Consider the following 15,460-nt stretch of genomic DNA (forward strand, 5'->3'; position numbering starts at 1 on the left):
CCGCGGGGGCGCTCCTCACTCCGCGGGGAGCGTGTCCAGGAGCTTCCGCGCAGCCTTCAGCTCCTTGTCGTCCGCCGCGTCGCCGAGGGCGAGGACCTGGCGCAGGCAGTAGCGGGCCTCCTCGGTCTCCCCCAGTTCGAGCAGGGCCTCTCCCAGATGCAGCAGCTGTTCGGCCTCCCTGTGGACCAGGCCGATGCGACTCGACTGGATCTGGGCGTTGCGGTAGTGGTCGGCGGCCTCCCGCCACCGCCCCAGCGCGGCGCAGTCGAGACCGAGTGCCTGCGTCGTGTGGGAGCGGAAGATGTCGGCGACGAGCCCGCGCACCGGACAGTCGGTCGAGTCGAGGAAGACCATGATGCGCTGGTGCAGGGTCAGGGATTCCTCGGGACGGCCGAGCAGGCGCAGGGCGCTTCCGTAGAGACGCATGGCCTGGGGCCAGACCTCGTAATGACCGTCGCCTTCCGACAGCTCGATGGCGGCGAGAGATCGCTCCGCGGCCGCCTGGGCATCGCCGAGTTGCCGGTACGCGCTCGCCGCATGCACCAGGGCCGAGGCCTGCTGGTGGACGTCCTGGGCGCGTCGGGCGTGTTCCAGCGCTTCGCCGGCCCGTTCGGCGGACTCGACGTAGCGTTGGTCGCAGGTGTTCAGGGCCCAGGAGTGGCAGCTGGCGTGGAAGGCCATCATGTACGGGTCGTCGAGCGCGGTGGCGGCCTCGCCGGCCAGGCGGAAGACCTCCGGCCAGTGTCCCCAGTGGACCCACAGGTTGACGAACCATTCCATGGCGTAGGCGGTCTCCACGACCCGGGTGTGCTCACCCCGGTGTGCGGCGCCGCGGAGCGCGGCGAGCCAGGAGGGCGCTTCGCCCTGGAGCCAGGCACGGGCCTCCTCGGCGGTCTCCAGCGGGACCAGGCCCCGCCAGGAGGGGGGCGGCGCCCCGTACGTGGGCTTGTACCAGCGGCCCGCGACCACGGCCGTCTCCAGGAGCCAGGTGCGCAGCCGGTCGTCGGCCGCCTCCCGATCCCCGGGGTCCTCCTCGCGGGACAGCCGGGCGCGGGCGTACAGCCGTATCAGGTCGTGCAGTTGGTGACGGCCGGTGAAGGTGGCCTGCAGCAGCCCGGCCTCGACGAGCTCCTCCATCACGTCCTCGGCCTCGAAGACGTCCGTCGCCGTCAGGGCAGCGCCGTAGGCGGCGGTCATGTCCGGCCCCGGCACCAGACTCAGCAGCCGCAGCAGCCGCGCGGCCTGGCCGGTCAGCTGTCGGTAGGACAGCTCGAAGGCCGCCTCCACCCGCACGTCGCCGGCGGCGAGCGCGCCCAGCCGGCGTTCCTCGTCGGCCAGGCGCCGGACCAGGTGGTCGACGGTCCATCCGGACCGGACCGTCAGCCAGTTACCCGCGACCCGCAGGGCCAGCGGCAGCCGCCCGCACAGCTCCGCCACCCGCGCCACGGCTCCGGCCTCGGCGTCCGCCCGCTCCTCGCCCAGGATCCGGCGCAGCAGACCGACCGCCTCGTCCTGCGTCATCTCGCAGAGCACCAGGCGGCCGACGTCCTCAAGACCGGTCAGGGGCCGCCGGCTGGTGACCAGCACCAGACTCCGCCCGCCCGCGGGCAGCAGGGCACGGACCTGCCCCTCGTCGCGGGCGTTGTCCAGCACCACCAGGCACCGGCGCTCGCCCAGCAGCGCCCGCAGCAGCCCAGCGCGGCCCTGGGGATCCTCCTGCGCCAGCCTGCGGTCGGACACGCCCAGGGCCTTCAGCAGCTTCAGCAGCGCCTCGCCCGTGTCCACGGGCCCGTCCACGCCGTGCAGGTCCACCACGAAACACCCGTCGGGGAACTCCCCCGCCAGGTCCGCCGCCGCCTTCAGTGCCAGCGTGGTCTTCCCGCACCCGGGAGGGCCCGAGACGACCCACACCGACATCCCCACGCCGGCCGGGGCCCGTTCCGCGGCCTCGCGCAGTCTCGCCAGCTCCGCTTCGCGCCCCGTGAAGTCCCCCACCGATCGCGGCGGCACCACCGTCCCCGCCGCCGCGACCGAGCGCGTCGGACGCGCCGACCGCGCCGAGGTGAGCAGCGCCTCCCGCTCCGCCTCCGCGAGCCCGAGGCCCTCCGCGAGCGCCACCACCGTGCGCCGCTGCGGAACGCGACTGCGCCCCCGCTCCATGTCGCCGATGGCCCGGACGCTCACCCCCGAGGCCTCCGCCAGCTCCTCCATCGTCAGACGGCGCTCCTGCCGCAGAGCACGCAGAACAGCACCGAACGGCTTCTCCCGGTACACAACTCCTCATTCCTCCCACCCCGAGGAAAGAATACGGTGTGCCGGTTCAGACAAAACCGCAGGCCAGCGGCGTGAACCACCGTGCCGGGCCCACCCCGGAGGGTGGACCCGGCACGGGTTGCGGGTCGGCGCGCGCAGCCCGGTGTCTCAGAGGCCGAAGCGTGCGCGGCGCGCCTCCGGCACCAGGTCGGCGTACTCGGGGTGCCGCTGGATCCACCCCCGGATGAAGGGGCAGTACGGCAGGACGTGCAGCCCGCGTGCGCGGGCGGCGTCGAGGGCTCCCCGGGCGAGCAGTCCGCCGAGGCCCCGGCCGGCGAACCGGGGGTCGGTCTCGGTGTGGATGAAGGCGATCTCGTCCTCGGAGAGGAAGTACTCGGCGAAGCCCGCGGTCTCGGTGCCGTCGTCACCGGCGAGGATCTCGTAACGGGACTTCTCGGGGCGGTCCACCACCTGCGGTTCCATGGGTGCTCCTGTGCGGTGTCGGTGTACGGGGAGGGAAGTGAGGGCGCGTCAGAGCGTGCGGCGCACGCCCGCCTGGCGTTCGATGTTCCGGAGCTGGACCGCGAGGTCGCCCTCCACGGCGGCGTGGGCGGGGCCGCTGCGCCCGATGGGCAGGACCTCCTCGCTGCGCATGTCCTCCAGCATCAGGGCGAAGGCCGCGTACATCGCGACGAGCGCCACCAGGAGGCCCAGGGCCCCGGAGGTGCGCGTGAGCCATTCGGCGCCGGTGAGGCCCGACAGACCGGTGGTCGCCCAGCGGGGCAGGGAGACCGCGAGGACGAGCCACAGCGCGCGCTTGGGCCGGGTCACGGCGGTCATCAGCGCGCCGAAGCAGAGAAGCGCCAGGTTGAAGACGCCGAGGACGCGCAGGCCGTCGGCCGCACCGCTGTACATGACGAGTGCGTAGGCCAGCCAGCTCCCGGCGAAGACGGCCATGAGCGTCGCCGCGATCACGTCACGGGCGCCGAAGGCCAGGACGCTCACGAGGAATTGGAGGGCGAAGGCGGGCAGGACGCACAGGGCGACCGCGCCGCGGGCGTCGGTGTCGAAGACCCCGAGCTGCAGGCATCCGGTCATGACAGAGGCGATCGCCACCGTGAAGAAGCCGAGCGGCATGGGGGAGGCGATGGGGCGCAGGTTGATCCGGGTCATCGACCGGAGGTCGGGCTCGAAGCGGCGGCCCGGGCCGGCCTCCGGTCCGTCGGCGGGGGCGGATTCCGTACTCATCGTGGGGGTCTCTCGTTCAGTGCTCGAAGCAGGGGTCGAGGAACGGCGGAGGGGTGTCGGGAGTGGAGCCACGGGCGACGCGCCAGAGGCGGTGCTGCTCGGACTCGGCGACGGCCTCGGCCACGAGCGCCGCCTGGCGGGCACCGCTCTGGTAGCCGCCGAAGTGGGCCACGGGGCTCCATGCGGGGCTGACCGGCGGGACGGCCTCGTCGAGGCCCTCGTACTCCGCGCTCGCGTGGACGATGCGGCCGCCGACGACGGTGAGGACGGACTCGATGTCGGGGATGACGTCCTCGGGCACCGTCAGGAAGTCGTCGGACAGGATCGCGAGGTCGCCGTACCAGCCCTCCCGCAGGCTTCCCTTGACGTCCTGCTCGCCGGTGAGCCGGGCTCCCCCACGGGTGTACAGGTCGAGGGCGGTCTCCCGGTCGATCGTCGTCCCGGCCGGGGAGAGCCGTGTGCCGCCGACGGTCCTGCCGGTCACGAGCCAGTGGAGGGCGACCCACGGGTTGTACGAGGAGACGCGGGTGGCGTCGGTTCCCGCGGCGACGGTCAGGCCCCGGTCGAGCATGGCGCGGACCGGCGGGGCGTGGGCGGCGGCCTCGGCACCGTAGCGGTCGCGGAACGCGGTGCCCTGGAAGGACATGCGGTTCTGGACGGACAGGGCACCGCCGAGGGCCGCGATCCGGTCCAGGCTGCCGGCCGAGACGGTCTCGGCGTGGTCGAAGAGCCAGCGGTTCCCGCCGGGGAACAGTCCTTCCGCCGCGAGCTTCTCGAAGACGGCCAGGTCGCGGCGGATCGTCTCGTCGTAGGTCGCGTGGAGCCGGAAGCCCCAGCCGTTCTCCACCAGCAGCCGGACGGCCTGCTCGAACTCGTCCTCGTACCCGGCGGCGAGCTCGGGGCGGGGCTCGGAGAAGTTCTCGAAGTCGGCGGCGGCCCAGGTCAGGTTCTCGCCCGCGCCGTTCAGCCGGAGCCACTCGTCCCCGTCCCCGGGCTTCACCGTCTCGGTCCAGCGCTTGAGGTCGGCGAGCTCCTGCCCGGCCGTCTGCGGAAAGAGGTGGTAGGCGATCCGCAGGGTCAGCTCCCCCGACCTGGCGAGGTCGACGACCGTGGCGTAGTGCTCGGGGAAGTTCTGGAACCCGCCGGCCGCGTCGACCGCGGAGGTCAGGCCGAAGCGGTTCAGCTCGCGCAGGAAGTGCCGTGTCGACGTCCGCTTGTCTGCCTCGTCGAGAGCGGGTGCCTTGGCCAGGGTCGAGTACAGGACGAGCGCGCTGGGGGCGGCGAGGAGGACTCCGTTGGGTTCGCCGTCCCGGCCCCGGACGATCTGTCCGCCCCGAGGATCGGGGGTCTCGCGGGTGAATCCGGCGGCCCGCACCGCGGCCCGGTTCATCAGGGCCGACTGGTACAGGTGCAGGACGAAGACCGGGGTGTCGGGGGCGGCGGCGTTCAGCTCGGCGACGGTCGGCATCCGGCGCTCGGCGAACTGCTCGGCGGTCCAGCCGCCCACGACCCGGATCCACTGCCCCTTCGGGGTGCGGCCGGCCTGCTCGCGCAGCATCGCGAGGGCGTGGCGCAGGCTGCGCACCCCGTCCCAGCGCAGCTCCAGGACGTAGTTCAGGCCGCCCCTGATGACGTGCAGGTGCGAGTCGTTGAGTCCGGGGATCACCCGGCGGCCGAGGGCGTCGACGACCTTCGTGCCCGGCCCGACGAGGTGGGCGAGGTCGTGGTCGTCGCCGAGGGCCGCGACCCGGCCGTCGCGGATCGCGACGGCACGGGCCTCGGGGCGGCGGGGGTCGCCGGTGAACACCTTCGCGTTGCGGACGAGGAGGTCGGCCTGCGCGGGTTCCCGGCGCTGGGCGGGGACGAGGCCCGCGACGGGCATGCTCGTCGACGGCCCGGTCATGCGAGGGCCTTGCGCAGGACGTCGGTGGCGACACCGAGGGCGAGTTCCGCGCCCTGCGTCCCGCGCAGCGCGTTCAGCATGACGAAGTCGTGGATGACTCCCTGGACGCGCAGGGCGGTGACGGGGACTCCGGCGGCGCGGAGCTTCGCCGCGTACGCCTCGCCCTCGTCGCGCAGGACGTCGGCCTCGGCGGTGATGACGAGGGCGGGCGGCAGGCCGGTGAGCTGCTCGGTGGTGGCGCGCAGCGGCGAGGCGGTGATCTGCGCGCGCTCGGCCTCTTCGGTCGTGTACTGGTCCCAGAACCACTTCATGGCGTCGCGGCGCAGGAAGTAGCCCTCGGCGAAGGCGTGGTACGAGTCGGTGTCGAAGCCCGCGTCGGTGACCGGGTAGAAGAGGACCTGGTGGGTGAGGCGGACGTCGCCGCGCTGCTTGGCCATGAGGGTGAGGGCGGCGGTCATGTTGCCGCCGACGGAGTCGCCCGCGACGGCGATCCGGGTGCCGTCGAGGTCCTTGTGGTGGCCCTCGCGGGCGATCCACTGGGCGACGCCGTAGTTCTGCTCGATGGCGACGGGGTAGCGGGCCTCGGGCGAGAGGTCGTACTCGGGGAAGACGACGGCCGCCCCGGTGCCGACGGCGAGTTCGCGGACGAGCCGGTCGTGGGTGTGGGCGTTGCCGAAGACCCAGCCCGCGCCGTGGATGTAGAGGATGACGGGCAGGGATCCGGTGGCGCCTTGCGGGCGGACGATCCGGACGCGGACGTCGCCGGCGGGACCGCCGTGGACGGTGACCCATTCCTCGTCGACGGCGGGCAGCGTGACGCCGTCACCGCTCTGGACGCCGTCCACGGCCTTGCGGCCGTCCGCGACGGGGATCTGGTAGAGGTACGGCGGCTGGGCGGTGGCGTCGGCGAAGGCCTGGGCGGCGGGTTCGAGGGTCGGTCGGTTCGTCATGAGGGGGCACTCCTCGGGAGGGGAATGGGGGGGTGGGACGGGTGGGTGGCGCGAGGTGGGACGGGTGGGCGGGGGTGCGTGGTGAGACGGGCGGGCGGGGGCGCGAGGTGGGACGGGTGGGCGGGGGTGCGCCGTGAGGCGGGTCCGCGGGGTGCGGCGTGAGACGGGGCCGCGGGGTGCGGCGTGAGACGGGGCCGCGGGGTGCGGCGTGAGACGGGTCCGCGGGGAGCAGCGTGAGACGGGGCCGCGGGGTGCGGCGTGAGACGGGTCGGCGGCGGCAGGGGTGCTCAGAGGCCGTAGGCCTCGAGGAGGCGCAGCCAGACCTCGCTGACCGTCGGGAAGGCGGGGACGGCGTGCCACAGTCGTTCGAGGGGGACTTCTCCGACGACGGCGACGGTGGCCGTGTGGATCAGTTCGGTCGCCATCGGGCCGGTGAGGGTGCAGCCGACGACGACTCCCCGGGGCTCGTCGACCACGAGCTTGGCGTGCCCGCGGTAGTCGTCCGCGTACAGTGCGGCGCCCGCGACGTCGTCGACGCGGTACTCGACCGTGCGTACGGCGACTCCCGCTTCGCGTGCCGCGCGTTCGGTGAGACCGACGCTCGCGATCTCGGGGTGGGTGAAGACGGCCTGCGGGACGGCGAAGCGGTCGGCCTCCGCGCTCCAGGCCTGCCGACGGCCGGTGTCGGCGGGGCGGCCGGCGGCGCGCTCGGCGATCGCCGCCGCGCAGGCGCGGGCCTGGTACTTGGCCATGTGCGTCAGCGGCGCGCGGTGGTTCACGTCGCCGACGGCGTAGAGCCAGTCCCCGTCGAGGCCGGTGACGCGGCAGGTGTCGTCGGCCGGGAGCCAGTCGCCGGCCGTGAGCCCGACGGTCTCCAGGCCGAGGTCCGCGGTACGCGGCCGGCGGCCGACCGCGACCAGCAGTTCGTCGCAGACGAGGGCGGCGCCGTCGTCGGTCTCCACGGTCACGGTACGGGTGGTCCGGTCACGGGCGACCCGGGTGGCCGAGACCCCGAAGCGGATCGTGACGCCCAGGCCGGTGAGCCCCCGGGTGACCTCCTCGCCGGCGCACGGCTCCCAGTCGGTCAGCAGGGCCCGGCCGCGGACGAGCAGGGTGACGGAGGAGCCGAGCGAGCGCCACGCGGTGGCCATCTCGCAGGCCACCACTCCCCCGCCGATGACGACGAGCCGCTCGGGCACGGCATCCGCCGTGGTGGCCTGCCGGTTGGTCCACACACCGATCCGGTCGAGCCCTTCGACCGGCGGCAGCGCGGGTTCCGTGCCGGGACCGAGGACGACCGCGAGCCGGGCCCGCAGGGTGCGGACCGTGCCGTCGGCCCCGGTCACCTCGACCCGGCGCTCTCCGGCGAGCCGTCCGTGGCCTCGTACGAGGGTGATGCCGGCGCCGTGCAGCCAGTCGGCCTGGCCGGTGTCGTCACCGCGGCCGGTGAACCGGTCGCGGCGGGCCAGGACGTGCTCGGGGTCGAGCGTCGCGGTCACCGCCTGGCGTGCCCCGTCGACCGACCGGGCCGCCTCCAGGGCCGCGCCGGGCCGCAGCAGGGCCTTGCTGGGCACGCACGCCCGGTAGGAACATTCGCCGCCGACCTCGTCGGCCTCGACGACGGCGGCGGTCAGACCCGACCGCACGACCCGGTCGGCGACGACCTCACCGCCGGGCCCGCCGCCGACCACGACCACGTCGTACGTGTCCCCGTACGCGTCCTCCATCAGCCGCGTACCAGAGGGGTGTCGACGAGGTGCTCGGCCAGGAACCACACCTGCGCCTCGCCGGTGCGGATGACGTCGGAGACGAGCAGGTCGGTGCTGCCCTCGTCGCCCTCGGCCGAGATGCGGGCAGCGGCGTCCCGCGCGTCGATCAGGATCCGCTCGTGCGCGTCGAGGAGCCGGGAGAGCATGACGGGAACGGGCTCCACACCGTCCGGAGGCCGGGGAATCGCGGTCAGCTCCGCGACGTGGCGCGGGTCTCCGACCGCGACGCCGCCGAGGCTCTGGATCCGCTCGGCCAGCGCGTCCACGATGGCCAGTTGGGCCTCCGCGTGCTTGTCCAGCATCAGGTGGAGCGAGTAGAAGGTCGCCCCGCGCATGAGCCAGTGGTGCTTCTTGTAGAGGGAGTACAGGATCTGCGTGTCGGCGAGTACGCGGTTCAGCCGCTGGCACGCGTACATGCGGGTGTCGTGGCCGAGACCGATCGGCAGCTGCTTGAGCGTGCCGAACGCCTGGGTCTCGGCGCCCTTCTGGTGCAGCAGCGGCTGGCCGCCGCTGTGCGGGAGTGTGGTGGTGGTGTCCATCGAAGACTCCTGGTCGGGAAGGCGGGAGGGTCCGGTCGCCCGCACGGACGGGGCGTGGGGCGACCGGACCCGGCTGTGCGGCGTGCGGTCAGTGCGCGCCGTGGGTGGCGGTCTGCGAGGCCGCTGGGGCGGGCCGGTGCAGGACGAGCCGGGTGAGGAGCCCGCTGCCGAGACCGGCGACGAGCGCGAGGGCCGCCCACCACAAGGGGTACGGGGTGAGCCCGAGGGCCGCGTCGAGGGACCAGGCGCCGGGTCCGGTGGCGGCGAGGGCGGCGGCGGTGCCGATGAGGACGAGCGGGTACTCGTAGCCGTCGTTCTGCACCCAGAGGCCGTTCCGCCACTTCACGGTGAGGGCGACGGTCATCACCCCGATGGCCCCGGTCGCGGCGAGCGGAGTCAGGAAGCCCGTGGCGAGCAGCAGACCGGATCCGATCTGGCCGCCGCCCGCCGCCAGGGCGGTGAGGGCTCCGCCCCGGAAGCCGTCGGCGCGGAACTCCTGCGTACCGCCTTCGAGTCCCCTGCCGCCCAGGTGCGAACTGATCTTCTGCACGCCGTGGCCGGCGACGAGCAGGCCCACCAGCAGACGCAGGATCAGAATGCCGGTGTCCAAGGGGTCAGCCCGCCGCGTGCGCGCCGATGACGCTCTGCGCGTACACGACACCCAGGCCGTACGCGCCCGCGTGGGCCTTGACGATCTCCATGACCGCGCCGTACGTCTCCTGGCGCGCCCAGTCGCGCTGCAGCTCCAGGAGCACCTGCACCCAGGTCACCGGCACCGCGCCGGCGGCGATCATCCGCTGGAGCGCGTGCTCGTGGGCGGCCGGGCTGACGCCGCCGGAGGCGTCGGAGACCACGTACACCTCGTACCCCTGCTCAAGGGCGGAGAGCGCGGGCAGCACGAGGCAGACCTCGGTCCACAGGCCGGAGAGAACGATCTTCTTGCGCCCGGTCGCCTTGACCGCCGCCACGAGCGCCTCGTCCTCCCAGGCGTTCATGGTCGTGCGGTCGATGACCTCGTGCTTGGGGAACACCTCGGCGAGCTGCGGCAGCAGGGGCCCGGAGAACGACTCGGCGGCCACCGTGGTCAGAACGGCCGGCACGTCGAACGCCTGAGCCGCCTTGGCGAGACCCACCGTGCTGTTGATGATCGCGGCCCGGTCGCCGCTGCCGGTGCCGAAGAACATCTGCGGCTGGTGGTCCACGAAGAGCATGACGGCGTTGTCCGGCGTCAGGAGGTCCGCGCTCGGGGCGGCCTGCACCTTGGCGATGTCGAACATGAGGGGTCCTTTCGGAGCAGTCGGTACCGTGCCGTCCGCGATCAGCGGAAACCGGCACACCCGAAAACTAGGACCGCCCCGACCGGCCGACTTTCCTCCCCGTGCCCGGGGGTTGGCACGACAGCGCACCACCCGCGCGAGGCTACGACCGGCGGCCCGTGGCCGAGCCGAAGCCCAGCCATGTGTGCCGGTTTCCCCACCAACACCAGCCGACCTTCGGGGCATTGCGCCGCTCGCGGCCGTCGCGCCCCGTCCCGTTGCTGATCCAGATCGCCGGCGTACGGGCGTCGTAGGCGCCGTTCGCCTTGCGCAGCCGCGACCCGATGGTCATGAAGCAGCGGTTGCGCTCCAGGGCGGCCGGCTGCTGGAGCACCCAGTGGATCCCTTCGGCGAGCGTGAGCGGGCTGCGCCCCTCCCGCCCGATCGCCGGCAACGCCTCCTCGGGGCTCCAGTTGGCCATGTGGTCGCCGCGGTCGAGGCCGGTGACGAGATAGAGCGGGGCGTCCGGAAGCTCGACGCCGTACGGTCGGAAGTCGTCGACGTCCGGCATGTCGACGACCACGAACCCGGGCTTGTCGTCACGACGGAGCAGCGGCGCGAGCGCAGACGCCGGGATCCGGTCCGGGTGTACGGCGAGCAGGGCGTCGCCGTCGGCGGCCTCGGCGTCCCGGGTGAAGGCACGCAGCTGGTCGGCGGTCAGCCCGGCGAGCTCGTGCGCTCCGAGCTCGATGAGTCGCTCGGCCTGGGCGGCGAGGGACGGCAGCGGGGCAAGGGCGGCGGCGGTCACGGCGTCGGTCAAGGCGCTCCTGGATCAAGGGGGATCGGCGTCGAGTCGAACGACGCCCGCCGCAGGATTGTTCCCGCGAAGACGCGCGGGAAGAGGGGTGCGGACGCACATCGTGCGGTCCCCCGGGCCCGTCACGCGCTCGCGCAGCCGGCCACCGGGGTCACCGACAGCACCTCCGTGACGGGGATGTCGACGGTGCGGCCCTGCACCCCCGTCACGCGCTCGCGCAGCCGGCCACCGGGGTCACCGACAGCACCTCGGTGACGGGGATGTCGACGGTGCGGCCCTGCACCGTCAGGGCCAGCGCACCGCTGCCGCGGGTGAGTTCGCCGCACAGGGTGCCGGCCGAGGTGGTGACCTCGACGGCCGTGGTGGGCGCCTCGGGGGTGGGCCACCAGGAGCTGGTGGCGGCGAGGGCCGTCAGGAGGACCGTGGCGAAGGTGAGGACCAGGCCCGTACGCAGGCGGTGGGCGGCGCGTGCCGGGGCGTCGGGGGCCGCGGAGTGCGGCCAGGCGGTGCGGCCGACGAGGTAGACCGCCAGGCAGGCCAGGACCAGGGCCAGCAGCACCAGGACGCCCGCCAGCGCCTCCACGCCGTTCGGGGCTGCGGACGTGCCGGAGCCGCCGGCCTTCAGCGCGCCGCACAGGCCGACGAAGCCCAGGGCCGCCAGCTGGAGCGTGAGCCACCCGCGGGCCGAGGCCTGGACCTCGTACGTTCCGACCTCGCCGCCGCCACCGCTGCCGTCGCTCATGGCCGCAAGGATGCCGACGTCCGGCCCCGGGAGGCGGGGTGCCACGCCGAGGAACCACCCCGGACGGAGCCGGCCAGGCCCGCCCTACCTCTGTCGCACGCGGGGACGGACGGCCACGGCCCCGTCCTCGCCCGCCCTTCGGCTACTTAGCGCTCCCTGGCCACCCTGCTCTCGTCCCAGACCGCCTCGTCCGTCTCCACCACCGTGCCGTCCGAACGGAAGAGGAGGAAGCGGTCGAAGGAACCGGCGAACCAGCGGTCGTGCGTCACACTCATCACGGTTCCGTTGAACTGTTCCACGGCATTCTGCAGGGCTTCCGCCGACACCAGGTCGAGATTGTCGGTCGGCTCGTCCAGGAGCAGGAGTGTGGCGCCACCGAGTTCGAGGAGCAGCACCTGGAACCGGGCCTGCTGTCCTCCGGACAGGGTCTCGAAGCGCTGGTCGGCCGCTCCGGCCAGTTCGTACCGGGAGAGCACGCCGACCGCGGCGCCGCGGTCCAGGCCGTCCCGGGTGCCCTCGCCGCGTCCCATGATGTCGACCAGCGTCCGGCCGATCCACTCCGGATGCTGGTGGGTCTGGGCGAAGAAGCCGACGACGACGCGGGCGCCGAGTTTCCAGCGGCCGGTGTGTGCCACCTCGTCTCCGGCCAGCAGCCTCAGCAGATGGCTCTTCCCGGAGCCGTTCGATCCGAGGACGGCCACCCGGTCCCCGTAGAAGATCTCCACGTCGAAGGGGTCCATGAGTCCGGTGAGGCCCAGCCCCTCACACGTGAGGACGCGGGTGCCCGTGCGCCCGCCCTCCAGGCGGGGCCTGACCTGCTGCTCGCGGGGGATCTCAGGGGGCCGGCCCTCGTCCTCGTACCGGCGCAGCCTGGTCAGTGCCGCCCGGTAGCGGGGAGCCATCGCGGCGCTGAGCTTGGCCTGTTCCCGCAGGCGGATCACCAGCTCCTTCAGTCGCTCGTGCTCCTCGTCCCAGCGGCGGTGGAGCTCGGCCAGCCGGTCCTGCCGGGCCTGGCGGGCGGCCCGCCAGCCGGTGAAGGAGCCGCCGTGGACCCAGGCGCTGCGGCCCTCGACGGTGACGACCTTCGTCGACACATTGCCCAGCAGCTCGCGGTCGTGGCTGACCATGAGGACGACCTTGTCCGTCGCGGCCAGCTGCTCCTCCAGCCAGCGCTTGCCCGGCACGTCCAGGTAGTTGTCGGGCTCGTCGAGGATGAGCACCTGCTCCCGCCCCCGGAACAGCGCCTCCAGGACGAGCCGCTTCTGCTCACCACCGGAGAGGGTGTTCACCTGGCGGAAGCGGACCCGGTCGAAGGAGGCGCCGAGCGCGGCGGTGGTGACGACGTCCCACAGCACCTCGATGTCGTAGCCGCCGGCCTCGCCCCAGGCCATGATGGCGTCGGCGTAGCGCATCTGGATCCGCTCGTCGTCGCGCTCCATCATCTGGAGTTCGAGGGCGTCCACCGCCGCCGCGGCCTCCTTGATGCGCGCCGGCGCGGCGGCGAGCAGGAGGTCGCGGACCGTGGTGTCGTCCCGCACCGAGCCGATGAACTGGGGCATCAGGGCGAGGCCTCCCTGCGCGTTCACGGCGCCGTGACGCGGTGCGACGCTTCCCCCCGCGATGCCGACGAGCGTGCTCTTGCCCACGCCGTTGGCTCCGACCAGGACCGCCACTTCTCCGGCGCTCACCGTGAAGTTGACGTCCTGAAGGAGTACCCGACCATCAGGAAGGTCCCACCCGACGCCGTTGAACTCCAGGAATCCCATGTGTCTCCGACCGCTCTCTCAGTTCCGGGCAACGCTGTTCCGTCATCGCAGCAGACCCGCCGGGGTGAGGGAGCCGATTCCGGTCCCCCAGCGATCGTCGGCCAGTGCGAACGCCTCCGACACCAGGGGGGCCAGGCTCTCGCCCACCCCTGCGAACGCGGGGCCCGCGATCAGCGCCACCAGCGCACCGTCGCCGCCGGTCCCCGAATGCACCAGACAGGCGTCGCTGTGCTCACCGCCCCCGGCGGCCCTGACGGCTGTCTCGCCTCGTACCAGCCAGAGCGTACGCACATCCGGGTCCGGTCGCACCGCGGTATGGATGGCGATGGCCGCGCAACGCTGGGCCTCCAGGTGCTGGAGCAGCTCTCCCTCCAGCTCGCTCGCGCGGGGCGCGGCGTCCCCGCCGTGGATGAGGACCGCCTGGACGAGAGGCAGCCAGGGAAGGAACCGGGACATCAGGCCCATCACCGATCCGGCGCGCGGCACCAGGGCGTGCGGCACGAAGCCCGCGCCGCCCAGGAGGCCGCTGACGTGGAAGGAGCCGCGGAAGCCGAAGGTGCGGGAGAGGTAGTCACCGACCTCGGTGGTCAGCCGCCGCAGCCGCTCCCGGTCCGTCAGCGCGGGGTCGAAGTGGGTGGAACAGCCCGCGAAGCGGAGGTGCTCGTCCTGCCGGAAGAGCAGCTCCTCGTAGGGGCGCAGGACGGCGGTCCCGTCGGCCGTGACGAAGCCGTTGACGGCGACGGGGACTCCCGTGACGAACGAGGAGACCTGGATGCGATCGGCGTGGTCCCGCGCCCACCGCGCCGCGCGGGTGAGTTCGGTCCCCTCGCGGACCAGCCGGGTCTGCTCCATGGCGACGTGCATCCCGGCGCGGGGGTCGGCGCGCCAGAGCGTGCCCTGGCCCAGGTCGTGCCGCTCGTGGGCCCGGGCGAGTTCGCCCGCCTCGGAGCGGACGACGGAGGACGGCGGCCGGCGCACCCCCACGGACTCCCAGAGGAGGTCCTCCTCGTCCCAGTCGGCGATCCTGGTGAGGACCTCCGGCTGGGCGTCCGCGATCGTCCGGCCGCAGAACGTACGCGTCGTGATGTTTGCCTCGCACAGGACGATCGCGGTCCCGTCCGGGTCGTACGCGTCGAGGGCTGCGCGCAGGGCGGCGGGTGGATCGGCCAGCAGCTCCTCGGTGGAGCGCGAGGTCTCCGTGTGGCTCGCGGTGCTCAGCCGCACCATGAAGTGGTCCACGTGCGGCTCCGGGGCGGGCCCGGGTCCCGGGCCGCTCGCGACCACGAAGGGGCTGTACGCGCCGGCCTCGCGCAGGGCCTCGATCTGCCGGGCGTACTGGGACAACGGCTGTCCCACCAGGACGACCTTGCGTCCCCGGTAGAACCGCCTTACGGCGCCGAGGAGTTCAGTGGGCTCCACCACCGCTTTCCTTCCACGATCTCGGCACGGGGCCGATGGTGTTGTCGGACGGACTGCCGGTCAGACGGAACGGTTCTGGCCGATGCTCACCGTGTAACGCCCCACGCCCTCGCCCTGGAAGGGCTCGACCCAGTGCCAGCACTTCTCACGGACGGGGATCAGGGAGAACGTGTTGAAGAGCGGATCGACGAAGAACTCCTCACCCGTCTCGTTCCGGTACCCGAGCCGCCCGCCGGTGCCCTGCCGGTAGTTCTCGTCCAGATAGAAGTTCACGGCCATGACCCGGCCGGGCAGCAGGTCCTGGTGCGGGCGGATCTCGTCGCCGGCGCTGTAGCAGGCGAACTCGACCGTGGAGCGGCCGTCGAGTTCGATGCCGGTTCCGGCGGAGAGCCAGGCGCGCAGCGGCCCCTGGAGCACCGCGAACGCCAAGAACTGCTCGACCGCCTTGCGGGAGGCGTCCGCCAGCGCGCCCGGTTCGAGGACGCGGCCCAGGGGCCGGGCCACGAAGTGCCGTGCCGCGCGGTCGGGATGGTCCGCCCACTCGGCCTCGGTGATCTCGGTCGCGCCCGTCGTCCCGTGGTACGTGGTGGCGCAGCGCGACCAGACGTCGATGGCGCGCATGGCCCGCGCGACGGCGCGGGCCCGGTCCTCCACGAGGAAGTTCCGGAACACCAGCGGCTCGGCGGGCTCGCTCCGGATCCAGGCCGCCAGCCTGTCCGCCGACCGCAGGTGTTCCGGGTTCACGAATGACGCGAACCGGCGCATGAATGTGTCAGGTTCACGGATCGTTTCGGGCGT

14 protein-coding genes are annotated in these 15,460 nt (G+C 73.1%); all 14 read right to left on the bottom strand.

What is annotated here, in order from left to right:
* Nucleotides 1-15 precede the first annotated feature (15 nt).
* The gene (locus ACF07V_RS20590) at nucleotides 16-2,274 is read right to left on the bottom strand and encodes a helix-turn-helix domain-containing protein (RefSeq protein ID WP_392156011.1); all 2,259 of its coding nucleotides are present in this window, start codon (nucleotides 2,272-2,274) and stop codon (nucleotides 16-18) included.
* A gap of 147 nt (nucleotides 2,275-2,421) precedes the next feature.
* Nucleotides 2,422-2,736 (bottom strand): GNAT family N-acetyltransferase, encoded by a 315-nt coding sequence (locus ACF07V_RS20595; RefSeq protein WP_392156013.1) that lies wholly within the window; start codon nucleotides 2,734-2,736, stop codon nucleotides 2,422-2,424.
* Between the two features lie 48 nt (nucleotides 2,737-2,784).
* On the bottom strand, nucleotides 2,785-3,501 hold the full coding sequence (locus tag ACF07V_RS20600; protein ID WP_392156015.1) for a GPR1/FUN34/YaaH family transporter: 717 nt from the start codon (nucleotides 3,499-3,501) through the stop codon (nucleotides 2,785-2,787).
* A gap of 16 nt (nucleotides 3,502-3,517) precedes the next feature.
* Nucleotides 3,518-5,404: an amidohydrolase gene (locus tag ACF07V_RS20605; protein WP_392156016.1), complete on the bottom strand. Its 1,887-nt coding sequence runs from the start codon at nucleotides 5,402-5,404 to the stop codon at nucleotides 3,518-3,520.
* On the bottom strand, nucleotides 5,401-6,354 hold the full coding sequence (locus ACF07V_RS20610; RefSeq protein WP_392156018.1) for an alpha/beta hydrolase: 954 nt from the start codon (nucleotides 6,352-6,354) through the stop codon (nucleotides 5,401-5,403). The genes ACF07V_RS20605 and ACF07V_RS20610 overlap by 4 nt, the downstream gene beginning before the upstream one ends.
* Before the next feature lie 287 nt (nucleotides 6,355-6,641).
* The gene (locus ACF07V_RS20615) at nucleotides 6,642-8,081 is read right to left on the bottom strand and encodes a dihydrolipoyl dehydrogenase family protein (protein ID WP_392156019.1); all 1,440 of its coding nucleotides are present in this window, start codon (nucleotides 8,079-8,081) and stop codon (nucleotides 6,642-6,644) included.
* Nucleotides 8,081-8,662, bottom strand: coding sequence for a Dps family protein (locus ACF07V_RS20620; RefSeq protein ID WP_392156020.1), 582 nt, complete (start codon nucleotides 8,660-8,662; stop codon nucleotides 8,081-8,083). Before ACF07V_RS20620 ends, ACF07V_RS20615 begins: the two co-directional genes overlap by 1 nt.
* An 88-nt stretch (nucleotides 8,663-8,750) precedes the next feature.
* Nucleotides 8,751-9,272 (bottom strand): DoxX family protein, encoded by a 522-nt coding sequence (locus ACF07V_RS20625; RefSeq protein WP_392156022.1) that lies wholly within the window; start codon nucleotides 9,270-9,272, stop codon nucleotides 8,751-8,753.
* A gap of 4 nt (nucleotides 9,273-9,276) precedes the next feature.
* A complete protein-coding gene (locus tag ACF07V_RS20630) occupies nucleotides 9,277-9,939 on the bottom strand; it encodes a hydrolase (RefSeq protein WP_392156024.1) in 663 nt (220 codons plus the stop codon).
* 142 nt (nucleotides 9,940-10,081) lie between these two features.
* Nucleotides 10,082-10,738: a DUF5701 family protein gene (locus tag ACF07V_RS20635; protein ID WP_392156026.1), complete on the bottom strand. Its 657-nt coding sequence runs from the start codon at nucleotides 10,736-10,738 to the stop codon at nucleotides 10,082-10,084.
* A 202-nt stretch (nucleotides 10,739-10,940) separates the two neighbouring features.
* Nucleotides 10,941-11,477, bottom strand: coding sequence for a hypothetical protein (locus tag ACF07V_RS20640; RefSeq protein ID WP_392156027.1), 537 nt, complete (start codon nucleotides 11,475-11,477; stop codon nucleotides 10,941-10,943).
* Between the two features lie 146 nt (nucleotides 11,478-11,623).
* Entirely contained in the window at nucleotides 11,624-13,243 is a 1,620-nt protein-coding gene (locus ACF07V_RS20645; RefSeq protein WP_392156028.1) for an ABC-F family ATP-binding cassette domain-containing protein, read from the bottom strand.
* Between the two features lie 42 nt (nucleotides 13,244-13,285).
* Nucleotides 13,286-14,662 (bottom strand): hypothetical protein, encoded by a 1,377-nt coding sequence (locus ACF07V_RS20650; protein ID WP_392156030.1) that lies wholly within the window; start codon nucleotides 14,660-14,662, stop codon nucleotides 13,286-13,288.
* Nucleotides 14,663-14,722: 60 nt separating this feature from the next.
* Complete coding sequence (locus tag ACF07V_RS20655; protein WP_392156032.1) at nucleotides 14,723-15,406, bottom strand: 2OG-Fe(II) oxygenase; 684 nt, start codon at nucleotides 15,404-15,406, stop codon at nucleotides 14,723-14,725.
* Nucleotides 15,407-15,460 lie beyond the last annotated feature (54 nt).

It is taken from the genome of Streptomyces sp. NPDC015661 (assembly GCF_043077765.1).
GTDB lineage: Bacteria > Actinomycetota > Actinomycetes > Streptomycetales > Streptomycetaceae > Streptomyces.